The 22,670-nt window shown below is 72.3% G+C and carries 28 protein-coding genes; 18 read left to right on the top strand and 10 right to left on the bottom strand.

Going from position 1 to position 22,670, the window contains the following annotated elements; all coding sequences use genetic code 11:
* Positions 1-75 precede the first annotated feature (75 nt).
* The 3 genes from ACIBAD_RS02870 to ACIBAD_RS02860 all read left to right on the top strand — a co-directional run bounded on the left by ACIBAD_RS02870 (position 76) and on the right by ACIBAD_RS02860 (position 1,559).
* Positions 76-393 carry a type VII secretion target gene (locus tag ACIBAD_RS02870; protein WP_398903983.1) on the top strand — a complete coding sequence of 106 codons (318 nt, stop codon included), beginning with the start codon at positions 76-78 and terminating at the stop codon, positions 391-393.
* A gap of 299 nt (positions 394-692) precedes the next feature.
* Positions 693-989, top strand: coding sequence for a hypothetical protein (locus ACIBAD_RS02865; RefSeq protein WP_398903933.1), 297 nt, complete (start codon positions 693-695; stop codon positions 987-989).
* Between the two features lie 132 nt (positions 990-1,121).
* Positions 1,122-1,559: a hypothetical protein gene (locus ACIBAD_RS02860; RefSeq protein WP_398903931.1), complete on the top strand. Its 438-nt coding sequence runs from the start codon at positions 1,122-1,124 to the stop codon at positions 1,557-1,559.
* Between the two features lie 18 nt (positions 1,560-1,577).
* On the opposite strand, the gene ACIBAD_RS02855 is transcribed toward ACIBAD_RS02860, so the two are convergent.
* Positions 1,578-2,510: a DMT family transporter gene (locus ACIBAD_RS02855; RefSeq protein WP_398903929.1), complete on the bottom strand. Its 933-nt coding sequence runs from the start codon at positions 2,508-2,510 to the stop codon at positions 1,578-1,580.
* 74 nt (positions 2,511-2,584) lie between these two features.
* Here ACIBAD_RS02855 and ACIBAD_RS02850 point away from each other — a divergent pair, with 74 nt between their 5' ends.
* Positions 2,585-3,496: a LysR family transcriptional regulator gene (locus ACIBAD_RS02850; protein ID WP_398903927.1), complete on the top strand. Its 912-nt coding sequence runs from the start codon at positions 2,585-2,587 to the stop codon at positions 3,494-3,496.
* A gap of 36 nt (positions 3,497-3,532) precedes the next feature.
* Here the strand turns inward: ACIBAD_RS02850 and ACIBAD_RS02845 are convergent, their stop codons facing one another.
* Positions 3,533-3,991, bottom strand: coding sequence for a pyridoxamine 5'-phosphate oxidase family protein (locus ACIBAD_RS02845; RefSeq protein WP_134068349.1), 459 nt, complete (start codon positions 3,989-3,991; stop codon positions 3,533-3,535).
* Between the two features lie 76 nt (positions 3,992-4,067).
* Here ACIBAD_RS02845 and ACIBAD_RS02840 point away from each other — a divergent pair, with 76 nt between their 5' ends.
* The 8 genes from ACIBAD_RS02840 to ACIBAD_RS02805 all read left to right on the top strand — a co-directional run bounded on the left by ACIBAD_RS02840 (position 4,068) and on the right by ACIBAD_RS02805 (position 10,853).
* Entirely contained in the window at positions 4,068-4,679 is a 612-nt protein-coding gene (locus ACIBAD_RS02840; RefSeq protein ID WP_398903925.1) for an isochorismatase family protein, read from the top strand.
* Positions 4,680-4,719: 40 nt separating this feature from the next.
* Positions 4,720-5,565, top strand: coding sequence for a HipA family kinase (locus ACIBAD_RS02835; RefSeq protein ID WP_398903923.1), 846 nt, complete (start codon positions 4,720-4,722; stop codon positions 5,563-5,565).
* Positions 5,562-5,945: a DUF3037 domain-containing protein gene (locus tag ACIBAD_RS02830; RefSeq protein WP_398903921.1), complete on the top strand. Its 384-nt coding sequence runs from the start codon at positions 5,562-5,564 to the stop codon at positions 5,943-5,945. Before ACIBAD_RS02835 ends, ACIBAD_RS02830 begins: the two co-directional genes overlap by 4 nt.
* 179 nt (positions 5,946-6,124) lie before the next feature.
* Positions 6,125-6,886 (top strand): 3-oxoacyl-ACP reductase FabG, encoded by a 762-nt coding sequence (gene fabG, locus ACIBAD_RS02825; RefSeq protein WP_053688861.1) that lies wholly within the window; start codon positions 6,125-6,127, stop codon positions 6,884-6,886.
* 19 nt (positions 6,887-6,905) lie between these two features.
* Entirely contained in the window at positions 6,906-7,679 is a 774-nt protein-coding gene (locus ACIBAD_RS02820; protein ID WP_134068346.1) for an SDR family oxidoreductase, read from the top strand.
* Positions 7,680-7,831: 152 nt separating this feature from the next.
* A complete protein-coding gene (locus tag ACIBAD_RS02815) occupies positions 7,832-9,415 on the top strand; it encodes an ABC transporter substrate-binding protein (RefSeq protein ID WP_134068345.1) in 1,584 nt (527 codons plus the stop codon).
* Positions 9,416-9,564: 149 nt separating this feature from the next.
* Positions 9,565-10,233: a uracil-DNA glycosylase gene (locus ACIBAD_RS02810; RefSeq protein WP_134074129.1), complete on the top strand. Its 669-nt coding sequence runs from the start codon at positions 9,565-9,567 to the stop codon at positions 10,231-10,233.
* Positions 10,234-10,328: 95 nt separating this feature from the next.
* Positions 10,329-10,853 carry a hypothetical protein gene (locus ACIBAD_RS02805; RefSeq protein WP_398903980.1) on the top strand — a complete coding sequence of 175 codons (525 nt, stop codon included), beginning with the start codon at positions 10,329-10,331 and terminating at the stop codon, positions 10,851-10,853.
* Positions 10,854-10,921: 68 nt separating this feature from the next.
* Here the strand turns inward: ACIBAD_RS02805 and ACIBAD_RS02800 are convergent, their stop codons facing one another.
* Together ACIBAD_RS02800 and ACIBAD_RS02795 are read right to left on the bottom strand one after the other, a co-directional pair.
* Positions 10,922-11,407 (bottom strand): hypothetical protein, encoded by a 486-nt coding sequence (locus ACIBAD_RS02800; protein ID WP_398903918.1) that lies wholly within the window; start codon positions 11,405-11,407, stop codon positions 10,922-10,924.
* Positions 11,408-11,626: 219 nt separating this feature from the next.
* Positions 11,627-12,151: a DinB family protein gene (locus ACIBAD_RS02795; RefSeq protein WP_134068343.1), complete on the bottom strand. Its 525-nt coding sequence runs from the start codon at positions 12,149-12,151 to the stop codon at positions 11,627-11,629.
* 82 nt (positions 12,152-12,233) lie between these two features.
* Here ACIBAD_RS02795 and ACIBAD_RS02790 point away from each other — a divergent pair, with 82 nt between their 5' ends.
* Positions 12,234-13,139, top strand: a complete 906-nt coding sequence (locus tag ACIBAD_RS02790; protein WP_134068342.1) for a Gfo/Idh/MocA family protein — start codon at positions 12,234-12,236, stop codon at positions 13,137-13,139.
* Here the strand turns inward: ACIBAD_RS02790 and lnt are convergent.
* From lnt to ACIBAD_RS02765, 5 genes are all read right to left on the bottom strand, one after another.
* Positions 13,084-14,676, bottom strand: coding sequence for an apolipoprotein N-acyltransferase (gene lnt / locus ACIBAD_RS02785; protein WP_398903916.1), 1,593 nt, complete (start codon positions 14,674-14,676; stop codon positions 13,084-13,086). The two genes, ACIBAD_RS02790 and lnt, sit on opposite strands and share 56 nt — an antisense overlap.
* 64 nt (positions 14,677-14,740) lie before the next feature.
* Entirely contained in the window at positions 14,741-15,211 is a 471-nt protein-coding gene (locus ACIBAD_RS02780; protein ID WP_398903914.1) for a nuclear transport factor 2 family protein, read from the bottom strand.
* Positions 15,212-15,280: 69 nt separating this feature from the next.
* Positions 15,281-15,457, bottom strand: coding sequence for a hypothetical protein (locus ACIBAD_RS02775; protein ID WP_099893904.1), 177 nt, complete (start codon positions 15,455-15,457; stop codon positions 15,281-15,283).
* Between the two features lie 124 nt (positions 15,458-15,581).
* Positions 15,582-16,460, bottom strand: a complete 879-nt coding sequence (locus ACIBAD_RS02770; RefSeq protein WP_134068339.1) for an undecaprenyl-diphosphate phosphatase — start codon at positions 16,458-16,460, stop codon at positions 15,582-15,584.
* Between the two features lie 48 nt (positions 16,461-16,508).
* The gene (locus tag ACIBAD_RS02765) at positions 16,509-17,234 is read right to left on the bottom strand and encodes a TVP38/TMEM64 family protein (protein ID WP_398903911.1); all 726 of its coding nucleotides are present in this window, start codon (positions 17,232-17,234) and stop codon (positions 16,509-16,511) included.
* A gap of 49 nt (positions 17,235-17,283) precedes the next feature.
* On the opposite strand from ACIBAD_RS02765, the gene ACIBAD_RS02760 reads away from it, so the two are divergent.
* The 5 genes from ACIBAD_RS02760 to ACIBAD_RS02740 all read left to right on the top strand — a co-directional run bounded on the left by ACIBAD_RS02760 (position 17,284) and on the right by ACIBAD_RS02740 (position 21,281).
* Complete coding sequence (locus tag ACIBAD_RS02760) at positions 17,284-18,000, top strand: DNA alkylation repair protein (RefSeq protein WP_398903909.1); 717 nt, start codon at positions 17,284-17,286, stop codon at positions 17,998-18,000.
* A gap of 52 nt (positions 18,001-18,052) precedes the next feature.
* On the top strand, positions 18,053-18,184 hold the full coding sequence (locus ACIBAD_RS02755; RefSeq protein WP_398903906.1) for a hypothetical protein: 132 nt from the start codon (positions 18,053-18,055) through the stop codon (positions 18,182-18,184).
* Positions 18,185-18,277: 93 nt separating this feature from the next.
* The gene (tuf, locus tag ACIBAD_RS02750) at positions 18,278-19,459 is read left to right on the top strand and encodes an elongation factor Tu (protein ID WP_134068336.1); all 1,182 of its coding nucleotides are present in this window, start codon (positions 18,278-18,280) and stop codon (positions 19,457-19,459) included.
* A 94-nt stretch (positions 19,460-19,553) separates the two neighbouring features.
* Complete coding sequence (locus ACIBAD_RS02745) at positions 19,554-20,399, top strand: patatin-like phospholipase family protein (protein WP_398903903.1); 846 nt, start codon at positions 19,554-19,556, stop codon at positions 20,397-20,399.
* A 90-nt stretch (positions 20,400-20,489) separates the two neighbouring features.
* Positions 20,490-21,281 carry a fused MFS/spermidine synthase gene (locus ACIBAD_RS02740; RefSeq protein ID WP_134074122.1) on the top strand — a complete coding sequence of 264 codons (792 nt, stop codon included), beginning with the start codon at positions 20,490-20,492 and terminating at the stop codon, positions 21,279-21,281.
* On the opposite strand, the gene ACIBAD_RS02735 is transcribed toward ACIBAD_RS02740, so the two are convergent.
* A complete protein-coding gene (locus ACIBAD_RS02735) occupies positions 21,268-22,593 on the bottom strand; it encodes an MFS transporter (protein WP_134068334.1) in 1,326 nt (441 codons plus the stop codon). The genes ACIBAD_RS02740 and ACIBAD_RS02735 overlap by 14 nt on opposite strands.
* Positions 22,594-22,670: the final 77 nt, after the last annotated feature.

Below are 22,670 nucleotides of genomic sequence, written 5' to 3'. Positions count from 1 at the left end.
CCGTGTTACTGACGGAAACGCACGTACGAGCGAAATTAGCCTGTTCGGGAACAATTCAGGGGGGACTGCGTGGACATGGACATCAAGACGTACTACGTGCGGCAGAGCGCGGGAGGTGCCGACGCTGCCGCCGAGAAGGCGCTGGAGAACCTCCGCAAGTCCCTCGATTCGAGCGACACCGCAGCCGACGGGCACCACGGCTGGGCCTCCGCGGCGGCGTTGAAGCGGTGTGCGGCCGCGTGGGAGGACCACATGGTCGACCTGGGCAAGCAGATGAACACCATGGCCGACAACCTCCACACCACGGCCCACGCCTATGACACCACCGACGCCCAGGCGGAGGACGCCTTCAGCAGGCTCCGGCACGGCCTCGCCGACTTCGGGAGGAACTGACCGGTGGTCGCCTATCACGACCTGTACGACTGCCGCGTGGACCAGTGGCAGAAGGCCGCGGACGACTGGGTCGACCTCGCCCGGCGCTCCTCTTCCGCCTGCGAGGACATCCGCGCGCAGGGGAAGAAGCCGCTCGACGACCATTGGGCGGACGCCACCGGGAAGCAGGCCGGCAAGCGCCTGGAGGACCTCGCCGACCGCCTGGAGTCCGGCGGCGACATCATGAAGGGCGTGGCCATGGTCCTCGACGCCCTGGCCCATTCCATGGGCTTCGCCCAGCGCACCCTCACGCGGCTGAGTTGGCGAGGGAGCACGGGCTGGGCATCCAGGACGGCCGCGCCGTGGGCGCGCACACGGGCGCCGCACCCGTCGGCCCGAACGTCCCGCAGAACGTGCGCGACGCCTACACCAAGGAACTGGGGCACGTCTCGGAGGTCAACGCGCTGATAGAGGAAGCCCTGCGCGAGGCCTCCCAGGCGGACGGGAAGGCCTCCGCCGAGCTGGACAAGCTGGCGACGACCGTCAATGTCGCCGACACCTCGCAGGCGCACAACGAGATCCTGGTCGAGGCGTCCCACGTCGAATTCGACATCTGACGGTGACGTCAAGTTGACGCAGCACACCAGCTCGTTCCAGAACGTCAGCCTGGACAGCCGGGAACACGTCGCCGCCAGGAACCACGGCGAGCAGCGCATCCACATCGTCCGACCGCACCCGAATTGGTACTGATGGAAACCTCCCCCTCCGCCGCCGAGTTCCACGACACCGAGCGGAAGAGCCCGGTCACGCCCGGCATGGTGATCGCGGCCTTGCTCGTCCCGCTCTTGGCCACTCTCGGAGTGGCCAGTTCCTACAAGGTGCAGTCCATCCACGGGGATTGGGTCGACCGGCAGCAGGCGGCCTGCCGGCACATGCCCTTCCCGAAGATGGAGCACGTCGCCGCGTGGTCGGGGCCGGTCCTCGGGCTGTCGGCCATGGTCGTCTGCCTGCTGCTCGCCCGGTGGATCCGGCGGCGCTGCGGCGTCCGGATCTGGGACACCTGGCCCGGGCTCTCGGCCTTCGTCTTCGCCATGCTCAACATCGTGGCGATCCTGCTGGAGCTGTTCGTGCTGTGGGCCGCCTACACGCCCGACGGTTCCGGGCCGATCCTCGGCGACTGCGGGTAGCCGGCCCCGCCGCGCCGGCTACCGGCGGCGGGTCTGGGTGAGGGCCGCGCCCGCCAGGACGATCGCCGCGCCCACCGGGGTGTTCCAGTTGAGCTGTTCGCCCAGGAGCAGGACCCCCGCCGTGGTGGCGATGACCGGGATGAAGTACGTGACCATCTGCGCGGTGGTCGGGCCGACCTCGGTCACCAGCCCGTACTGCATCTGCAGGGCCATTCCCGTACCCAGGGCGCCCAGCGCGACCACCGACAGCGTCGGCCAGAGCGGGAACGAGGTGGGAGCCGAGGTGAACACGGCGCTGACCAGCAGCAGTTGGAGCGTGGACAGCATCAGCTGCGCGCCGGTCAGCGCCACCGGCGAGCCCGGGACCGAGGCCAGCGTGCGCCGGACGTAGATCCAGCCGATCGGGTAGCAGAGCGAGGCGAGCAGGGCGAGCGCGGTGCCCTTGGCGTCGATGCCCGAGAAGCCCTGCCAGGCTCCGAGGACCGTCAGGACGCCGACGAAGCCCAGGCCCAGGCCGGCGAAGCGGCGGCGCGTCGGGCGGTCCTCGGACAGGGCCACCAGCGACAGCGCCATGCCCCACAGCGGCGAGGTGGCGTTGCAGATCCCGGCCAGGCTCGACGGGATGCTCAGCTCGGCGTACGAGAACAGCGAGAAGGGGGCGGTGTTGAGCAGCAGTGCCGCCACGAACAGGTGGCCCCAGGTGCGGCGGCCCCGGGGGAGCGGCTCGCGGCGGACCAGGAGCACGGCCAGCAGGGCGAGCGCGCCGGACAGCACCCGGCCGAGGGCTACCTGGAAGGGGGCGTAGGCCTCCGTCCCCACCTTGATCAGCAGGAAGCTGAAGCCCCAGACCACCGAGAGGATCGCGAAGCGGAGCCGCCAGTCCACCCGGGCGGCGCGGGCGGCCGTGACCGGCGGGGACAGGGTGGGGCGAGGGGTGGCGGGTGCACTCATGAGGAGAACTCTGCTCCGCTCAACTACGTAGGACAAGCGAGATTTCTTCGCAGTCACGGCGTAGCATTGCTTACATGTTGAACCTGGAGCGCCTGCGCACCCTCGACGCCCTCGCCCGCCACGGCTCGGTCAGCGGAGCGGCCGACGGGCTCCACGTCACCACCTCCGCCGTCTCCCAGCAGATGGCCAAGCTGGAGCGGGAGGTCGGCCAGCCGCTGCTGGCCAAGAACGGGCGCGGGGTCCGGCTCACGGACGCCGGACGGCTGCTCGCCGATCACGCGGCCCGGATCATCTCGCAGGTGGAGCTCGCCCAGGCCGACGTGGAGGCACAGCGCGGCTGCGCCGTCGGCGAGCTGCGGATCGGCGCCTTCCCGACGGCCATGCGCGGGCTGCTGCCCCAGGCGCTGACCGCCCTGCGCGCCGGACATCCCGAACTGCGGGCCCGGGTACGGGAGCAGGAGCCCGAGGAAAGCATGGCGGCTGTCGTGCGCGGGGACCTCGACCTGGCGCTGGCCATCGACTGGCACAACAAGCGGATGCCGGTCCCCGCCGAGCTCACGAGGACGCACCTGCTCGACGACTCCTGCGACATCGCCGTGCCGGCCGGCCACCGGCTGGCCGGCCGCGACGGGATCTCGCTGGCCGAGTTCGCCGACGACGACTGGATCTCCTGGAACGAGGGGCAGTTCTGCCACGAGTGGCTCGTGTACACGCTGCGCGGAACCGGCGTCGAGCCGCGCATCGCGCACATCGCCGAGGAGCACCACACCCAGCTGGCCTTCGTCGAGGCCGGCCTCGGGGTGTGCGTCGCGCCCCGGCTCGGGCGCGGTCCGGTGCCGGCCGGAGTCCGGCTGCTGCCCGTGAGCGACGCGGTCCGGCGCCACGTGTACGTCGTCTGGCGGGCGGACGCGGACCGGCGGCCCTCGATCCGGGCCGCCGTGGAGGCCCTCGGGCAGGCCGCCGCCGCGGTGGAGCAGGTGGAGTAGGCGGAGCGGGTGGTCCGCGTGCAGCACGGCGGTACGTCAGAGCTTGCGGAAGTCCCAGGAGACGATCGACTCCGGAGTCAGCCGGATCCAGGCGTGGCGGCCGTCGTGCGGCATCTCCTCAAGGCCGAAGTTCTTGGCCGGAAAGAGCCGTTCCGGCTCGGCGAGCTCCGGGCAGGGCTCGCCCGTGCGCGGGGCCTCGCCCACGAAGACGGCGCTGCCGGAGAGTTCGACCCCGCGCAGTTCGTCGTACGCCTCGCCCGCGTCCACGACCACCGAGATCCGCGGGTCCCTCCGCAGGTCCGACCAGCGGCGGCTGCGCGTGATCGAGTACAGCCACAGCGCGCTGCCGTCCCAGGCGAACCACAGGGCGCCCACGTGCGGGCGGCCGTCCGCGGAGACGGTCGCCACCCGGCAGGTGCGCTGCTCGCGCAGGAAGGCGTCCACTTCCGCGTCGGTCATCATGATGCGGCGGCCCCGCCGCTGTGATCCGTCCATCCGTCCCGCACCCCTTCACATCTGACTGAGTGTCAGGAATCATGCGGGATCGACCGCCGTCACGCCAGGGGGAGCCATGCCGGAACCCGATCCCGCCACCACCGCGCTCCTCACCGTCGAGTGCCAGAGCGGCGTCGTCGGCGAGGAGAGCGCCCTGCCCGAGCTCGCCGGGGAGGCCCGGGACTCGGGGATGCTGGGGCGGGTGGCCGCGCTGGTCGACGCCGCGCACGCAGCCGGCGTACAGGTGCTGCACGCGATCGCCGAGCGGCGGCCGGACGGGCTGGGGGCCAACGACAACGCGCGGCTGTTCAGGGCCGCCGGGAAGCTGCCCGTCCGCCAGCTGTCCGGGAGCCCGGCGGTGGAGGTGGCGGCCCCCATCGCGGTGGCCGAAAACGACCTGGTGGTCCGTCGGCTGCACGGCCTCTCGCCGATCGCCGGCACCGACGTGGACGCCCTGCTGCGCAATCTCGGCATCCGCACGCTCGTCGTCACCGGGGTCTCCTCGAACATCGCGATCCCGAACGCCGTCTTCGACGCCGTGAACCTCGGCTACCGGGTCGTGGTGCCGTCCGACGCCATCGCGGGGGTGCCCGCCGCGTACACGGCAGAGGTGATCCGCAACTGTCTGGCGCTCGTCGCGACGATCACCACGGCCGACGCCCTGCTGGAGCAGTGGGCCCCCGCGTAATCGGTGGGACCCCGCGCGCCGGCCCCCGTAACCTGGGCTGATGCTGTCCGAAGTGATCGCGACCCGTTACGTCACGCCCTTGCGTGAGGGCGGCTCGCTCCCGGGGATCGTCGAAGCCGACGACCTCGGTACCTACGTCATGAAATTCACCGGAGCCGGCCAGGGGCGCAAGACCCTGGTCGCCGAAGTCGTCTGCGGGCGCCTGGCCCAGCGCCTGGGCCTGAGGGTCCCGCGGCTGGTGCAGATGCAGCTCGACCCCGTGATCGGGCTCGGCGAGCCCGACCAGGAGGTCCAGGAGCTGCTGAAGGCCAGCGGCGGACTCAACCTCGGGATGGACTACCTGCCCGGGTCGATCGGCTTCGACCCGCTCGCGTACCAGGTGGACCCGGCCGAGGCGGGCCGCGTGGTCTGGTTCGACGCGCTGATCAACAACGTCGACCGTTCCTGGCGCAACCCGAACATGCTGGTCTGGCACGGAGACCTGTGGCTCATCGACCACGGCGCCACGATGATCTGGCACCACAACTGGCCCGCCGCCGAAAGCGCCGCGGCCAAGCCGTACAACGCCTCCGACCATGTCCTGGCCCCCTTCGGCCCGGACGTCGCGGCGGCCGCGGCCGCGCTCTCGCCCCTGGTGACACGGGAACTGCTCGAAGAGGTCGTCGCCGACGTGCCCGACGAGTGGCTGGTCGACGAGCCCGGCTTCGACACCACCGACGCGCTGCGCCGCGCCTACGTGGACGTGCTGCTGCCGCGCGCGGCCACGATCCACGAGAGGATCACGATGGAGGCCGAGGTGAAGGCGGCCTCGAAGCCGCCCGGATGGCTCACCGACCACCTGCCCGAATGGCCCCACAAGACCAAGAAGAAGAGCGACGGCGAGTGACCAAGCGGGACGTGTTCGAGTACGCGCTGCTGCGCGTGGTGCCCCGGATGGAGCGCGGCGAGTGCTTCAACGCCGGCGTGATCGTCTACTGCCGGGCCCACTCGTACGTGGCCGCGCGCACCCACCTGGACGAGGCCAAGCTCCTCGCCCTGGACCCGAAGGCCGACGTGGCGGGCGTACGGGCGGCCCTGCGTGCCGTGGAGGGCGTGTGCAGCGGCGGTGAGCGGGCCGGCCAGGCGGCGGGCGACGACGCGGGCCGCCGGTTCCGCTGGCTGATCGCCCCGCGCAGCACGGTGGTGCAGCCCGGGCCGGTGCACACCGGCCTGACGGCCGACCCGGAGGCCGAGGTGGAGCGGCTGCTCGACCTGCTGGTCCGCTGATCGTACGGCCGTACGCGGGGTGATCCGCATCGCGGCCGCCACGACCTGGGGAGCCCTGGCGGCGGTGGCCGTTGACACCGGGTGCCAGGGCTCCTAGCGTCTCCTCAGCTGAAGCTACTAAGCGGTTGCTCATCAATGGGGAGCCGCTGATGAGGATTCCGAGGGCGAGGAGATCCACCATGTCCACCACCGAGCAGCGCGTCGCGATCGTGACCGGGGCGGCCCGGGGCATCGGCGCGGCCACCGCCGTGCGCCTGGCCGCCGAGGGCCGGGCCGTCGCCGTACTCGATCTCGACGAGGCGGCCTGCAAGGACACCGTCGAGGCGATCACGGCGGCCGGCGGGAAGGCCCTGGCGGTCGGCTGCGACGTCAGCGACGCGGCGCAGGTGGAGGCGGCCGTCGAGCGCGTCGCGAGCGTCCTGGGCGCGCCGACCATCCTGGTCAACAACGCGGGCGTGCTGCGTGACAACCTGCTCTTCAAGATGAGCGAGAACGACTGGGACACCGTCATGAACGTCCACCTGCGCGGTGCGTTCCTGATGTCGAAGGCCTGTCAGAAGTACATGGTGGAGGCCAAGTTCGGCCGCATCGTCAACCTCTCCAGCAGCTCGGCGCTGGGCAACCGCGGCCAGGTCAACTACTCCGCGGCCAAGGCCGGTCTGCAGGGCTTCACCAAGACGCTGGCCATCGAGCTCGGCAAGTTCGGCGTCACCGCCAACGCCGTCGCGCCCGGGTTCATCGTCACGGAGATGACCGCCCAGACGGCCGCCCGCGTGGGCATGGGCTTCGAGGACTTCCAGGCCGCCGCGGCCACCCAGATCCCCGTCCAGCGCGTCGGCCGCCCGGACGACATCGCCAACGCGATCGCGTTCTTCACGGGCGAGGCCGCCGGCTTCGTCTCCGGCCAGGTCATGTACGTGGCCGGCGGCCCGCTCAACTGACGAGAGGCAGGTGCAGGTCATGGCGGACAACAGCACGGAGCGGGCAGCGGACAGCGGCAAGGTCGCGCTGATCACCGGAGGCAGCCGGGGCATCGGCTACGGCATCGCCGAGGCCCTCGTCGCCCGCGGCGACCGGGTGTGCATCACCGGGCGCAACGAGGACGCCCTCAAGGAGGCCGTCGAGGCGCTCGGTGCGGACCGGGTGATGGGGGTGGCCGGCAAGGCGCACGACGAGGCCCACCAGGCCGTCGCGGTCGAGCGGACGATGGAGGCCTTCGGGCGCGTCGACTTCCTGATCAACAACGCGGGCACCAACCCGGTCTTCGGCCCGATGGCGGACCTGGACCTCGGCGTCGCGCGCAAGGTCTTCGAGACGAACGTGATCTCGGCGCTCGGGTTCGCCCAGCGGACCTGGCACGCCTGGCAGAAGGAGAACGGCGGCGCGATCGTGAACATCGCGTCCATCGCCGGCGTCTCCGCCTCGCCCTTCATCGGCGCGTACGGGATGAGCAAGGCCGCCATGGTCAACCTCACCCTCCAGCTCGCCCACGAGATGGCGCCCGGGGTGCGGGTCAACGCGATCGCCCCCGCGGTGGTCAAGACGAAGTTCGCGCAGGCGCTCTACGAGGGCCGGGAGCAGGAGGCCGCGGCGGCCTATCCGCTCGGCCGGCTGGGGCTGCCGGAGGACATCGGCGGGGCCGCGGCTTTTCTTACATCTGCACAAGCGGAATGGATCACGGGCCAAACTCTGGTCCTTGACGGGGGAATGTTCCTCAATGCCGGAGTGCACTGATCGATAATCGGACGCATTTGCCTCCCAGGGGGAGGCAAATGCGTACCTAACGTGCACGAAATCGGTCAAGTGTCACATGAAACCTGCCCATTGGATTTGTGAGGCACTGCGGTAGGGTCTGCCGCACCCCTGGCTGATCGAGGAGCGTGCACGTGTTCATCCGGACCAGATGCCTGCAGATCACTGCAGCCCTTGCGTCCATATCCCTGCTCGCCGGATGCGGTCTGCTTTCGGACGACAGCAGCGAGACCGCGAAGAGAATCGTCGTCGGCACGACGAGCGCCCCGAGCACCCTCGATCCCGCCGCGGCCTGGGACGGCTCCTGGGAGCTGTACCGGAACGTCTACCAGACCCTGCTGGCATTCCCGACGGGCTCCACCAAGCCCCAGCCCGACGCCGCCCAGACCTGCGAGTTCACGGATTCCGGGAACGAGTCGTACCGCTGCACCCTGAAGAAGGGCCTGAAGTTCTCCGACGGGGAGCCGCTCGACGCCAAGGCGGTCAAGCACTCGCTCGACCGGATCCGGACGATCAACTCCCAGACGGGTCCGAAGGACCTCTTCGGCAGCCTGGACAAGATCGAGACCCCGGACGCGCTGACGGTCGTCTTCCACCTGAAGACCCCGGACGCCACCTTCCCCTTCGTCCTCGGCTCGCCGGCCGCCTCGCTGGTCGCGCCCAAGGACTATCCGGCCGACAAGGTGCGCGAGGACGGCAAGATCACCGGATCCGGCCCCTTCGTGCTCGACTCGTACAAGGAGGGCAGCGAGGCGGTCCTCGGCAAGAACGCGTCCTACAGCGGCTTTGCGAACCGGCGCAACGACGGCGTGACGATCCGCTACTTCGCGGACTCCACCAAGATGGTCGCCGCGCTCAAGGCCAAGGAGATCGACGCCACCTACCGCGGTCTGTCGGCCCCCGAGATCAAGGACCTGCAGACCCCCGCCTCGCACGCGCAGGGCCTCCAGGTCGTCGAGAACGTCGGCGCCGAGATCCGCTACCTGGTCTTCAACCCCAAGGACCCGCAGGTCGCCAAGTTGCCGGTGCGCCAGGCCATCGCCCAGATCGTCGACCGCGGCGCGATCGTCTCCAAGGTCTACCAGGGCACCGCCGAACCGCTGTACTCGATGGTCCCCAAGGGGGTCGTGGGTCACAAGACGCCCTTCTACGACAAGTACGGCCAGGCGGACGTCAAGAAGGCCCAGAAGCTCCTCAAGGACGCCGGGATCCCCACCCCCGTGGACCTGACGTTCTGGTACACCACCGACCGCTACGGCGCCTCCACCGCCGACGAGTTCACCGAGCTCAAGCGCCAGCTGGACGAGAGCGGCCTCTTCCGGGTCACGCTGCGGGGCCAGCCCTGGAAGGTGTTCCAGGTCGGCTACAAGAACGGCGAGTACCCGATCTTCGGCCGCGGCTGGTTCCCCGACTTCCCGGACCCGGACAACTTCATCGCGCCGTTCGTCGGCAAGGAGAACGCGGTCGGCACCCCGTACGAGCCCAACGAGATCCTCACGGACCTGCTGCCCAAGTCCCGCCGCGAGAGCGACCGCTCGGCAGGCGTCCACGAGTTCGAGCAGGCCCAGCAGATCTTCGCCGAGGACGTCCGGCTGCTGCCGCTGTGGCAGGGCAAGCTGTACGTCGCCGCCGGCGAGGACATCGCCGGCGCCGAGCGGGCGCTCGACCCGCAGACCGCCATGCAGATGTGGGAGCTGTACCGCAAGACCAGCTGGTAGCCGCCGCAGGCAGGCCGCCGTCCACGCCGCACCCGCGGGAGCCCCAGGGCGCCCGCGGGTGCGCCGTTGTCAGTGGCCCCCGGTAGGTTCTGGACTGTTGCACCACGCAGTTGCGCGAACTTGTACCGGAGGTTGTAGACGTGACCCAGATGCTGCCCGAGTCCTGGCTCCCCGTCCTCGGCGACGAGCTGGAGAAGCCCTACTTCAACGAGCTCGTCGAGTTCGTCGAGAAGGAGCGGGCGAACGGGCCGGTCTACCCGCCCCACGAGCAGGTCTTCGCCGCCCTGGAAGCCACTCCCTTCGACCGGGTGAAGGTCCTCGTCCTCGGCCAGGACCCGTACCACGGCGCCGGCCAGGGACACGGCCTGTGCTTCTCCGTGCGGCCCGGGGTCAAGACCCCGCCCTCCCTGCGCAACATCTACAAGGAGATGCACGCCGAGCTGGGCACCCCCATCCCGGACAACGGCTACCTGATGCCGTGGGCCGAGCAGGGCGTCCTGCTGCTGAACGCGGTCCTCACCGTCCGCGAGGCCGAGCCCAACTCGCACAAGGGCAAGGGCTGGGAGAAGTTCACCGACGCGGTGATCCGGGCCGTCGCCGACCGCCCCGACCCGGCCGTCTTCGTCCTGTGGGGCGCCTACGCGCAGAAGAAGCTCCCGCTCATCGACGAGGAGCGGCACGCGGTCGTCAAGGGCGCCCACCCCTCCCCGCTGTCGGCCAAGAAGTTCTTCGGCTCCCGGCCCTTCACGCAGATCAACGAGGCCGTCGCCGCCCAGGGCCATGAGCCGATCGACTGGACGATCCCGGACCTGGGCTGACGCCCCACCGCGCCTCGGTGCCATAACCGGCCCCTCCGGTTAGCGTCGTGACGATCAGACCGGAGCAGGTCTGGCAGAGCCAGCCGGAGGCCGCCGTGACGGAGCAGCAGGAGGCGTCGGAGGACGCCGTCATGACCAGGATCGGCCAGGCCGTCATCCTGCTGCACGCCGGTGACCGCGAGGAGGCCCGCAACCGCCTCGGCGAGATCTGGACCGAGATCGGCGAGGACGGCGACTCCCTCCACCGCTGCACGCTCGCCCACTACATGGCCGACGCACAGGACGATCCCGCCGACGAACTGGCCTGGGACCTGCGGGCCCTGACCGCCGCCGACGGGCTGGGACCGGGGCCGCGGGACGGGCTGCCCGCGCAGCACGAACCCCATCCGGCCGTGCGCGTGTTCTACCCGTCGCTGCACCTCAACCTGGCCGCCGACTACGTGAAGCTCCAGCGGCCCGAGGCGGCGCGGGTGCACCTGGCCCGGGCCCGGGCCGCCACACGGGCCCTGTCCGACGACGGGTACGGGAACGGCGTACGGGCGGCCATCGCCCGGCTGGAGCGGCGCCTGGCCGCGGAACCGGGCAGGGGGCCCCGGCCGTTCCCCGAGCAGCACCCGTAGCGGCCCGGGGGCTCAGCGGATCGGCGGCCCGGCGTCCCGGGCCCGGCGGCCCGCCGCCCGGCGCGGGCTCAGCCCTCGTGGACGCCCGCGCAGATGCGGGCCTCCGGGCTGTCCGGGTGCCAGCGCCCGTGCCGGCGGCCCAGCGCGCACACGTCCGCGGGCCGGACCGGCAGTTCCTCCACCCACCCGCGCGGCACCTCCGCGTCCGGCCCCGGCCGGTCCGTACGGCCGCCCTTGCCCCCTGAGGCGGGCCGGGTGCCCCGGCGCGGCTCAGGGATGTCCGGAACCGGCGGGACGGCCCGTGCCGCCTCCTCGGCGGCCGCTCCCGGCATGCCCGCCGCGCCCCCCGGAGCCGCTGCCCCGCGCGGTGCGGACGGCACGGCCCCACGGGGGGCCGGCGGCTGCGCGGACTGCGCCGGTACCGCCTTCAGGGCCTCCAGGGCGGGCGCCCGGACCTCCACCGGCACGGCTCCCGGTCCGCCGCGCGGCTCGTGCCGCGGCGGCGCAGCCGCGGTACCGGGGGCGGCCGTCGGCTGCATCGGGGCGGGCGTCACATTCACGCACCCGGAGACGGCCGAGACGGCACAGGCGACTCCGAGCAGCACTTTCGTCGTGGTTCGCGTTGGATGCACTCGCGCAACTCTGCTGTGCGAGGACCCCGTTGCGAAAACCCGGAGTCGAAAATGACCCCACACGGGTGACGGACATCCGCCGGACACCCGCCCCTCTCCCGCGCGCGGCCGCCGGCGGCCGGCCGGTGCGCGGCCCGCGCGTCAGTCGCCCGTCGCGCCGTCGATCTGCTCGCGCAGCAGGTCCGCGTGCCCGTTGTGACGCGCGTACTCCTCGATCATGTGCGTGTAGACCCAGCGCAGGCTGAACGTCTCGCCGCGGTGGTGGCTCTCGGGATCCGACAGCAGGTCCAGCGAACGGCCCGCCGCGGCCTGCCGCGCCAGCTCGATCTCGGTCTGCCAGGTCTGCTCGGCCTCGGTCCAGGTGTCCCCGGGGCCGAAGTGGAAGTCCCCGTCCGGGTCCTCCTGCGTGCAGTACAGCTCGGGGAGGTCCTCGCCCAGCATGATCTCCCGGAACCAGTACCGCTCCACCTCCGCCATGTGCCGTACGAGGCCCAGCAGGCTCAGTTCGGACGGGGCGAGCGGCGCGCGGCCCAGCTGCTCGGTCCCGAGGCCCTCGCACTTCCAGGCGAGGGTGGCGCGGTGGTAGTCGAGCCAGCCGTCCAGCATCTCCCGCTCGTTCGCGGTGGTGGAGGGTTCGGTGCGGTGGGATCCGGTGGTCGTGGTCATGCCGCCATCCTCGGCGAACGCCGCCCCCACCACCAGGGATTAAGCTGCGGAAGTCCCAGAAGGATCTACCTGGAGGTTCCCGGTGAAGGTCGGCGTCATCGGACTCGGCGACATCGCCCAGAAGGCGTACCTGCCCGTCCTCACCGCCCGCCCGGGCGTGGAACTGCACCTGCAGACCCGGACCCCGGCCACGCTGGAGCGGATCGGGGAGATCCACCACGTCCCGGCCGGCCGCCGCCACACCGCGCTCGACGGACTGCTGGCCGAGGGCCTCGACGCGGCGTTCGTGCACGCCCCGACGGCCGTTCACCCCGAGATCGTCGCGCGGCTGCTCGAAGCGGGAGTGCCGACGTACGTGGACAAGCCGCTCGCCTACGAGCTGGAGGACTCGCGGCGGCTCGTGGAACTCGCAGAGGAGCGCGGGGTCTCGCTCGCCGTCGGCTTCAACCGCCGCCACGCGCCCGGCTACGCGCAGTGCGCCGAGCACCCGCGGGACCTGATCGTCATGCAGAAGAACCGGGTCGGGCTGCCCGAGGACCCGCGGACGTTCGTCCTCGACGACTTCATCCACGTCGTCGACACCCTGCGCTTCCTGCTCCCCGGCGAGGCCGACCACATCGACGTCCGGGCCCAGGTCCGCGACGGACTGATGCACCAGGTCGTCCTCCAGATGTCGGGCCCGGGCTTCACCGCGCTCGGGATCATGAACCGGCTGTCCGGTTCCACCGAGGAGGTCCTCGAAGTGTCAGGGCAGGACACCAAGCGGCAGGTCGTCAACCTCGCCGAGATCATCGACCACCGCGGCCAGCCGACCGTGCGGCGCCGCGGGGACTGGGTTCCGGTCGCCCGCCAGCGCGGCATCGAGCAGGTCGTGGACGCCTTCCTGGAGTCCGTCGCGGCCGGCAAGACGCTCAGCGCCCGCGACGCGCTGCTCACCCACGAGCTGTGCGAGCGGGTGGTGTCGTCGGCTCTGGAGCAGGCTTCCTGAGCCCGAGCGACCTCACGCCCTCGAACGCGCAGTACGCCGCCAGCAGCGCGAGGCAGGCGCCCACCGGCCAGTCCCCGAAGCGTACGTAGAGCGTCGACCCGCGGGCGAGCGGGACCTCGTACACCTGCGCGGCGCGCGCGGAGGTGGGCAGCGCCGGTCCGATCGGCTCGCCGGACGGGCCGTGCACCGCGCTGATCCCGGTGAGGGTGGCGTGCACCATCGGGCGGCCGTCCTCGGCGGCACGCAGGGCGGAGAGCGAGGCGTGCTGCGCCGGGGCCCAGCTGCGCTGGAAGCTGGAGGTGGCCGACTGGGCGACCAGCAGGGCGGCCCCGTCGCGCGTGAGGTGGCGGCTCATGTCCGGGAAGGCCGACTCGAAGCAGACCAGCGGGCCGATCCGGACACCGGGCCGCCCCGGCAGGTCCATCAGGACCGGCTCCGTGCCGCGCCGGCGGTTCTCGCCGGCGGCCTTGCCGACCGAGGTGGCCCAGCCGAGCAGCGACCGGGCCGGTATGTACTCTCCGAAGGGGACCAGGCGCATCTTGTCGTACCGGTCGCCGGTCGGCCCGCCGGGACCGACCAGGACGGAGCTCTTGTAGATGCCGCCCCCGGAGGGCGTGGAGGCTGTAGCGACCGGCCCCGCGCCCGGCCCCGCCGGCCGCCGGGCGTCGACGTTGACCAGCAGCGGGGCCCCGACATCGGCGGACAGCGCGGCCAGCCGCCGGGCCAGGTCGGGGCGCGCGGCCAGGTCCGCCCCGACGCTGCTCTCTCCCCACACCACCAGGTCCACCGGCTGCCCGGCCAGCGTCCGTGTCGGCCGCTCCCCGGCGGCGAACCGCTGCTCCGCGCTGTCCGGGCCGTCCGCCACCAGGCCCGGCTGTACGACGGCCACGCGGAGCGTGCCCGACACCTCGGGCCGCGGCACCCACAGCCACACCGCCCCCGTGAGCACCATGCACCCCGTCACTCCGGCCACGGCCGGAACCCTGGCCCCGGGTACGGATATCAGCAGCACCAGCGCGCAGTTCACCGCCACCACGAGCAGGCTCACCAGCCACACCCCGCCCACCGAGGCGAGCCGCAGCGCGGGCGGCACCTGCCACTGGCTCGCCCCGAGCAGCCCCCACGGCCCGCCCAGCCCCTGCCAGGACCGGGCCAGCTCGGACAGCAGCCAGCCCGCCGGTACGAGGAGCAGCGCGGCCGCCGCCCGGCCCGGATCGGGGGTCCCGCCGAGGAACTCCCGTACCAGCAGGGCCCAGGGGATCCAGAGCAGCCCCACCAGGGCCGCCAGCGGCAGCAGGAACACGTGCAGGCTGGGCAGCAGCCAGTGGTGGACGGCGACGATGAACCCGGCGCCGCCCAGCCAGCCCTCCAGGGCCGCCCGCCGCCCGGTCGGCGCCGACCTCAGCAGCAGCATCCAGGGGACGAGGGCGACGTACGCGAACCACCAGAGCGCGGGGGCCGGGAAGGCGAGGCAGGGCAGTGCCCCGGCGGCGACCGCGGCCGCCGCACGCCGGTACCGGATCCGCTTCGCGACCATGGCGTGCCTCCTCCTCCAGTGTGGATCAGGGCCTTTCTGACGGCCGCCCGAGCAGGGTCGACGGCTACGCGCTCATGTGCCGCCATTTCTCGTGGACGGTGACGCGGGTGAGCAGCCAGCCGCTGTCGGACGTGCGGGCGAGGGCGAACGTGTAGCGGCCGGCGGCCACGAAGTTCGGCGCGGTCACCGTCCCGTCGAACTCGGGTCCGGCGAGCCGCATCGGATTGAGGAAGTCCGCCCGTACCTCGGCCCGGTCGCCGGGCCAGCCGCCCCGGTCCTCCAGCCGGATCAGCCGGTTGACGATGAGGTGCTGGCGCACCGGGAAGAGCTTCATGGTCTCCGCGAGCCAGGCCGCGACTTCGGCGGCCGGCCCCTCGACCCCGCCCGCCGAGCCGTAGTCGGCCCGCCCGGCGGGAGTGAACAGCGCGCGGTACGCCGCCCAGTCGCCGTCGTCCACGGCCACCGCGTACCCCGTGACCACCTCGTCGATCGCCATCCGGTCCATCACCGTGGCGAGGTCCACACGCTGCGTCATCGGGTCAGTGTGGGGGTGCGGGGCGGCGAGGCCAAGGGGCGTGCGCGGTCCGGATCCGCGTGCGGTGGATCAGTGACCGGAATGCGCCTCCCGCTGCCGGACCACGACGAGGAACGCGTCGGTGGCCAGGTCCATCACCACCTCGGCGGGCACGCCCTCGCGCATCCGCTCCGCCGCGTACTCCTCGGCGGGCCAGCTTCCCCTCGGACTTCCGGCCGGAAACCGCTCCAGCACCACTCGACCCACGGGACACCCCCTGCTATTTGCCTTCCGGTCTGTTCAGGTCTCTTCAGGCACAACGACGCGGAGGCCGCCCGGGAACGTTCCCGTGCGGCCTCCGGTTCACGCGAAGCGGTGAGCGGCGGCGGTGTCAGCCGGCCGACTCGGCGGCGAAGGGGCTGAGCACGCCCAAGCCGATCAGCACGAACAGTGCGATGCCCAGGGCGATCCGGTAGATCACGAAGGGCATGAAGCTCTTGCTGGAGATGAACTTCATGAACCACGCGATGACGGCGTAGCCCACGAAGAACGCGATGACCGTGGCGAAGATCGTCGGCCCCCAGGTGATGTGACCCGGGCTCTCGACCACGTCCTTGATCTCGAACGCGCCCGAGGCCAGTACGGCCGGAATGGCGAGCAGGAACGAGTAGCGGGCGGCCGCCTCACGCGTGAAGCCCAGCAGCAGACCGCCGGAGATCGTCGCACCGGAGCGGGAGACGCCCGGGATCAGCGCCATCGCCTGGCAGAGACCGAAGATCAGGCCGTCCTTGACGCCGAGTTCCTTGAGGGTCTTGCGCTCGCGGATGGCGCGGTGCCGGCCCCCCTCCTCGTCGCGGGCGGCCAGCCGGTCCGCGATGCCGAGTACGACGCCCATCACGATCAGGGTGGTGGCGGTCAGGCGGAGGTCACGGGCCGGGCCCGTGATCTGGTCCTTGAACGCGATGCCGAGGACACCGATGGGGATCGATCCCACGATCACCAGCCAGCCCATCTTGGCGTCCTGCTCCGAGCGCAGCGACGCGTTGAACAGCGAGCGGAACCAGGTGGAGATGATCCGCGCGATGTCCTTGCGGAAGTAGATCAGCACGGCGGCCTCGGTGCCGATCTGCGTGATCGCGGTGAAGGCCGCGCCCGGGTCCTGCCAGCCGGCGAATGCCGCGGTCAGCCGGAGATGGGCGCTGGAGGAGATCGGGAGGAACTCCGTAAGCCCCTGGACGAGACCGAGGATTAGGGATTCGAACCAGCTCATGTCGGGGTGTGCTCGTCCTTGTGATCGTCGGACAGTTCGCGTCCGATGCTAGGGCCCGTGGGGAGCGGCGCTGACCACAGGGGGGTGCACGGGCACCGGATCGCGCGTTTCGCACGCCCGTACGGGCGCCAGCCGGTGCCGTTTGCGCCATCCGACGACCGCGGCCGCCACCGCGGAGACGGCGATGAAGCCGAAGGAGGCGAGGAAGGCGGGGGAGTCAGGCGAGGAGGCGCTCGCGCCCGCGACCACGTACGCGGCGGTGTTCGGGACCACGCCGATCGCCGTCGCGAGGAGGAACGGCAGCCAGCCGCAACGGGACACCGCCGCACAGTAGTTGGCGACCGCGAAGGGCAGGCCCGGGAAGATCCGGACCGCCAGCATCGAGCGGAAGCCGTGCCGGGCCAGCTGGTCGTCGGCCGCCTGGAGCCAGCGGCCGCGCAGCAGCGGCCGTACCGCGTCCCGGCCCATCATCCGCCCCAGCCCGAAGGAGATCCCGGCGCCGATGACCGATCCGCCGACCGCCGCGGCCAGACCGAAGGGGATCCCGAAGACGGCTCCCGCCGCGAGGTTGAGCAGCGGGCGCGGCACCAGAGCCGCCGTGCCCACCCCGTACGCGGCCGGGAACAGCAGCACCGCCGCACCGAACGGCAGCCCCGGGGGCCGGCCCTCCGACAGGATGCGCTGGGGCTCGTACAGCACGACGCACACCCCGGCCGCCAGCAGCAGCACGACGAGCAGCGACAGCCGGGTCCACGGCGCGAGGAGGAGGGACATCCGGGGAGACTAACCGACGAATGCGGCGTCGCGCCGTAATCTGGGCCTCATGCGGCCGAACGACCAGCGACCACCGAAGGTCCCGCGCAGCGCCCTCGCGGACACCCTCATGGACCGCCTCACGGCGGCGTACGCAGCGGCCGCCGACCCGGAGCAGGCCCGCTCCATGGGCGCGTACATGAAGGACGTCGCGCCCTTCCTCGGCATCCGCACCCCGCTGCGGCGCGAACTGTCGAAGGCCGTGACCGAGCGGAGCGCCGAGCCGGCGGAGGCGGACGTCACGGCGCTCGTGCTGCGGTGCTGGGAGCTCCCGGAGCGCGAGTACCACTACTTCGCGGTGGACTACCTGCGCCGCCACGTCCGGGTCTGCTCCTCCGGCTTCCTTCCGGTGGTGCGCCGGCTGATCGTCACCGTCCCGTGGTGGGACACCGTCGACCTCCTCGCGGCGCACGCGGCCGGCCCGCTCGTGGCCGCCGACCCCCGGCTCACGGCCGTGATGGACGAGTGGATCGGCGACGAGGACCGCTGGCTATCCCGCACAGCCCTCCTCCACCAGCTGCGTTTCAAGTCCGCGACGGACACCGGACGCCTCTTCGCGTACTGCCGCAGTAGGGGCGCCCACCCGGACTTCTTCATCCGCAAGGCCGTCGGCTGGGCGCTGCGCGAGTACGCGAAGACGGACCCGGAGGCGGTCCGCGCCTTCGTCGAGGCGGAACGAGACTCGCTCTCCCCCCTGTCCGTACGCGAAGCGCTCAAGAACCTCTGACCGCGCGGTAATTCATTCGACGCGGAGGAGGCGGTCCGGCAGGATCTGGTCCATGTCCCGGTACGCCTTCCCCGCAGCGCCGTCCGCAGTCGCGGACGCGCCGAAGGCTGCCGCTTTCCTCTTCGAGGCGTTCGAGACCTTCGAGGCAACCGCCTTCGCCGCATACGACGGCGCACGAAGCTGACCCTTCCCGGATCGTCCGGCGGACCCCACAGGGGGAGGGTCGGTTCGCTCCAGGGGTCCCGTCTCCAGCTTCGGAAGCATTCGGGAAGACATCATGGCCAAGACGGCCTTCGTGCGCACCAAGCCGCACCTGAACATCGGCACCATGGGTCACGTCGACCACGGCAAGACCACCCTCACCGCCGCCATCACCAAGGTCCTCGCCGAGCGCGGCGGTGCCTCCTTCGTGCCGTTCGACCGCATCGACCGGGCCCCCGAGGAGGCCCGGCGCGGCATCACCATCAACCTCACGCACGTCGAGTACGAGACCGACACCCGGCACTACGCCCACGTGGACATGCCCGGGCACGCCGACTACGTCAAGAACATGGTCACCGGCGCCGCCCAGCTCGACGGGGCGATCCTCGTCGTCTCGGCGCTCGACGGGGTCATGCCGCAGACCGCCGAGCACGTGCTCCTCGCCCGGCAAGTCGGCGTCGACCACATCGTCGTCGCGCTCAACAAGGCCGACGCCGGTGACCCCGAGCTCACCGACCTGGTCGAGCTGGAGGTCCGCGAGCTGCTCACCGCCAACGGCTACGGCGGGGACGGCGCTCCGGTGGTACGGGTCTCCGGACTCGGCGCGCTGGAGGGCGACCCGCGCTGGACCGCGGCGATCGAGGCGCTGCTCGACGCCGTGGACACGTACGTGCCGATGCCGGTGCGGTACACGGACGCGCCGTTCCTGCTGCCGGTGGAGAACGTGCTGACCATCACCGGGCGCGGGACGGTCGTGACCGGTGCCGTCGAGCGCGGCGGCGTCCGCACGGGCGACCGCGTGAGCATCCTCGGCGGCGACGGCGAGCCCGTCGAGACCGTGGTGACCGGCCTGGAGACCTTCGGGAAGCCGATGGAGTCCGCCGAGGCCGGGGACAACGTCGCGCTGCTGCTGCGCGGGGTGCCGCGGGACGGCGTGCGCCGAGGGCAGGTGGTCGCCGCGCCCGGGAGCGTCGTACCGAGGCGCCGCTTCACCGCGCAGGTGTACGTGCTCTCCGCGCGGGAGGGCGGGCGGACGACCCCGGTGGCGACCGGGTACCGGCCGCAGTTCTACATCCGCACCGCCGACGTGGTGGGGGACGTGGACCTGGGCGCGGCCGGCGCGGCCCGGCCGGGGGAGACGGTCGCGATGACCGTCGAGCTCGGACGGGACGTACCGCTGGAGTCGGGGCTCGGCTTCGCGATCCGGGAGGGCGGCCGGACCGTCGGCGCGGGCACGGTCACGGCCGTGCTCGACTGAGGCGCCGCCCGCGGCGCCGACCCCACCGTGGTGGCGGCGGTCCGGTTGCGCCAGACTGCCGTCACCACGGGCGTACGGAGAGGGGCGGGCCGGGATGAGCGGCGATACGGCACTGGTGCTGGGCGGCGGAGGACTCACCGGCATCGGCTGGGAGACGGGGATCCTGTACGGGCTCGCGCAGGCGGGCGTGGACCTGACCGCCGCCGACCTCGTCGTCGGCACCTCGGCCGGCTCGGTGGTGGGCGCACAGCTCACGTCCGGGCTGCTCACCCCGCGCGAGCTGTACGAGCGCCAGCTCGGCGACCCCGACGGCGAGGTCGTCGCCCGGCTCGGTACGGGGCTCATCGCCCGGTACGCCGTCGCGATGGTGCGCTCGCGGGATGCGGAGAGCTACCGCAGACGGGTCGGCGCCCTCGCGCTGGCGGCCGACACCGGTGAGGAGGCCGAGCGGCGCAAGGTGCTGGCCGCCCGGCTCGTCTCGCACGCGTGGCCCGAGCGCAGGCTCGTCGTCACCGCCGTCGACGCGCTCACCGGCGAGCTCGCCGCCTTCGACCGCGAGAGCGGGGCCGGGCTGGTCGACGCGGTGTCGGCGAGCTGCGCGGTGCCCGGGGTGTGGCCGCCGGCCACGGTCGGCGGGCGCCGGTTCATCGACGGCGGGATCCGGTCGGCGACCAACGCCGACCTGGCTTCCGGGTGCGCGCGGGTGGTGATCCTCGCGCCGATGGCCCTCGGATCCGGGCTGGTCCCCTCGCCGGCCGCCCAGGCGGCCCGGCTGCGCGAGGCGGGGGCGAGGGTGCTGCTCATCACCCCGTCCGCGCAGGCCCGCAAGGCGTTCGGGCGCAACGTCCTGGACCCGGCGCGGCGGGACCCGGCGGCGCGGGCCGGGCTCGCGCAGGCCGCGGAGCACGCCGCCGAGGCTGCTGCCGTCTGGGCTGGCTGACCTGCCGCCTGCCGCCTGCCGGACAATGGTGCGGTGAGCGACGAACAGATCCCGGTCATCCGGGACGTGGGCCAGGGCACCGCCAAACTGATGCCGGACGTGGACCGGGAGCGGGCCTGGCTGCTGACCGTCGACGGCGCGCCGCAGTCGTACGTGGACCTCGACGATCCCGGGCACCTGGAGTTCGAGTACGTACGGCGGCTCGCGCACGTCCTGGACTGCGTCGCGGAGCCCGGCGCCGCGCTGGACCTGCTGCACCTCGGCGGCGGCGCGCTGACGCTGCCCCGCTACGCGGCACGGACCAGGCCGGGCTCCCGGCAGGAGGTCGTGGAGTTCGACGCCCCACTGGTGGAGCTGGTCGCCGAGCACCTGCCGCTGCCCGCCGGGTCGGGCGTCACGGTGCACGCCGCCGATGCGCGGGCCTGGCTGGAGGGCGCGGCCGCGGACAGCGCGGACGTACTCGTCGCCGACGTGTTCGGCGGCTCGCGCGTACCGGCGCAGCTGACCTCCGTGGAGTACGCGCGGGAGGCGGCGCGGGTGCTGCGGCCGGGCGGGGTGTACGCGGCGAACCTGGCAGACGGGGCGCCGTTCGAGTTCCTGCGGGCCCAGCTCGCCAATTTCGGCGCGGTGTTCGCGGAGCTCGCGCTCGTCGCGGAGCCGGGGGTGCTGCGCGGGCGGCGGTTCGGGAACGCCGTACTGCTCGCCTCGGACGCGGAGCTGCCGGTGGCCGCCCTGTCCCGGCGGTGCGCCGCGGACGCGTTCGCGGCGCGGGTCGAGGAGGGCGCGGCCCTGGCCCGGTTCATGAAGGGGGCGGTGCCGGTGGCGGACGCGGACGCGGTCGCTTCGCCGGAGCCGCCGGAGGGCGCGTTCAGCCTGGGCTGACGCCGGCGGGCGCCTCCGCCGGGCCGGGGGCGGTGGCGGCCGGCACCGCGGCGGCCTTCGCAGGAGCGGGCTTGCGGGTCAGGCGGCGTACGTCCGGGACGAAGAGGACCGCGGCGGTGCCCAGTACGACCAGCGCGGCGCAGCCCCACAGGGCGGAGGTGCGGCCGAAGGCCGACTCGACCGGGCCGGCCACGGCCGTCGCCAGCGGGAGCATCGACACCGAGCCGAACCAGTCGTACGCCGAGACGCGGGAGAACTTCTCCTCCGGGATCTCCTGGTGCATGGTCGTCATCCAGTTCACGCCGAACACCTCGATGGCGGCCCCGCTGACGAACATCACCGTGCACAGGCCCCAGACCGGCAGCGGGACCGCCAGGCCTGCCGAGGGCAGCGCCAGCGGGAACACGCACAGGGTGCCGACCAGCAGCAGCCGGCGCGGCTTCCACACCATCATCAGGACGGCCCCGGCGATGGTGCCGATGCCGAAGAAGCCCAGAGCCAGGCCCCACGGGGCCGGTCCGCCCAGTCGGTCCCGGGCGACCAGGGGCCCGTACACCGCCTCCGCGGCGCCGACGACGGCGACGACCACGGAGAACTGGAGCACGATGCTCCACAGCCAGGGCCGGGTCCGGAACTCCACCCAGCCCTCCCTCAGGTCCGCCAGCAGCCCGCCGCCGGGAGCCCGGCCGGAGACGCGGCTGACGTCGAGGAAGGCGCGCATGGCTCCGGCGATCGCGAACGCGGCGGCGTCCACGGCCAGGACCCAGCCGGGGCCGATCGCGGCGATCATGGCTCCGCCGAGGGCGGCCCCGCCGATGCCGGCGCCGTTCATCGCCATCCGGAAGAGGGCGAAGGCGCGGTTGGCGTGCTCGCCGGAGACGCTGGAGAGCAGCATGCCCTCGGCGGCAGGGTTGAAGAAGGCCTGGCCCGTGCCGCAGAGCGCGGTGAGCAGCATCATCTGCCACAGCTGTGGGTGCCCGGTCAGGACGAGGACGGCGAAGGCCGCCTGCGAGACGCAGTTGAGGGCGTTGGCCGCGACCATCACGTGGTGGCGCGGCAGCCGGTCGGCGAGCGCGCCGCCTATGAGCAGGAAGAGGACGAGCGGGAGCGTACGGGCCGCCGCCACCAGGCCGACGTCGCCGCCGGAGCCGCCGGCCTCCAGGACGGCGAAGGCCGAGGCGATGAGCGCGCCGTGGCTGCCCAGGTTCGTCACGACCGCGGCGCCCGTGAGCAGGGTGTAGTTGCGGCCCGCCCAGGGGAGCCTGCGGCGGTCTGCGGTCGTACGGGACGGGGTGGTGGGGGGAGAGCTCACCCCCGGACTATCCACGCCCCGGACCCATAATCCAAACGGATTAGGGCCCGGGGCGCGGGGTGGGACGAAAGGTGCCG

It is taken from the genome of Streptomyces sp. NPDC051109 (assembly GCF_044455885.1).
Taxonomy (GTDB): domain Bacteria; phylum Actinomycetota; class Actinomycetes; order Streptomycetales; family Streptomycetaceae; genus Streptomyces.
Note: the sequence above shows the minus strand (reverse complement) of the source record. Positions and strands in the feature narration are given on the sequence as shown.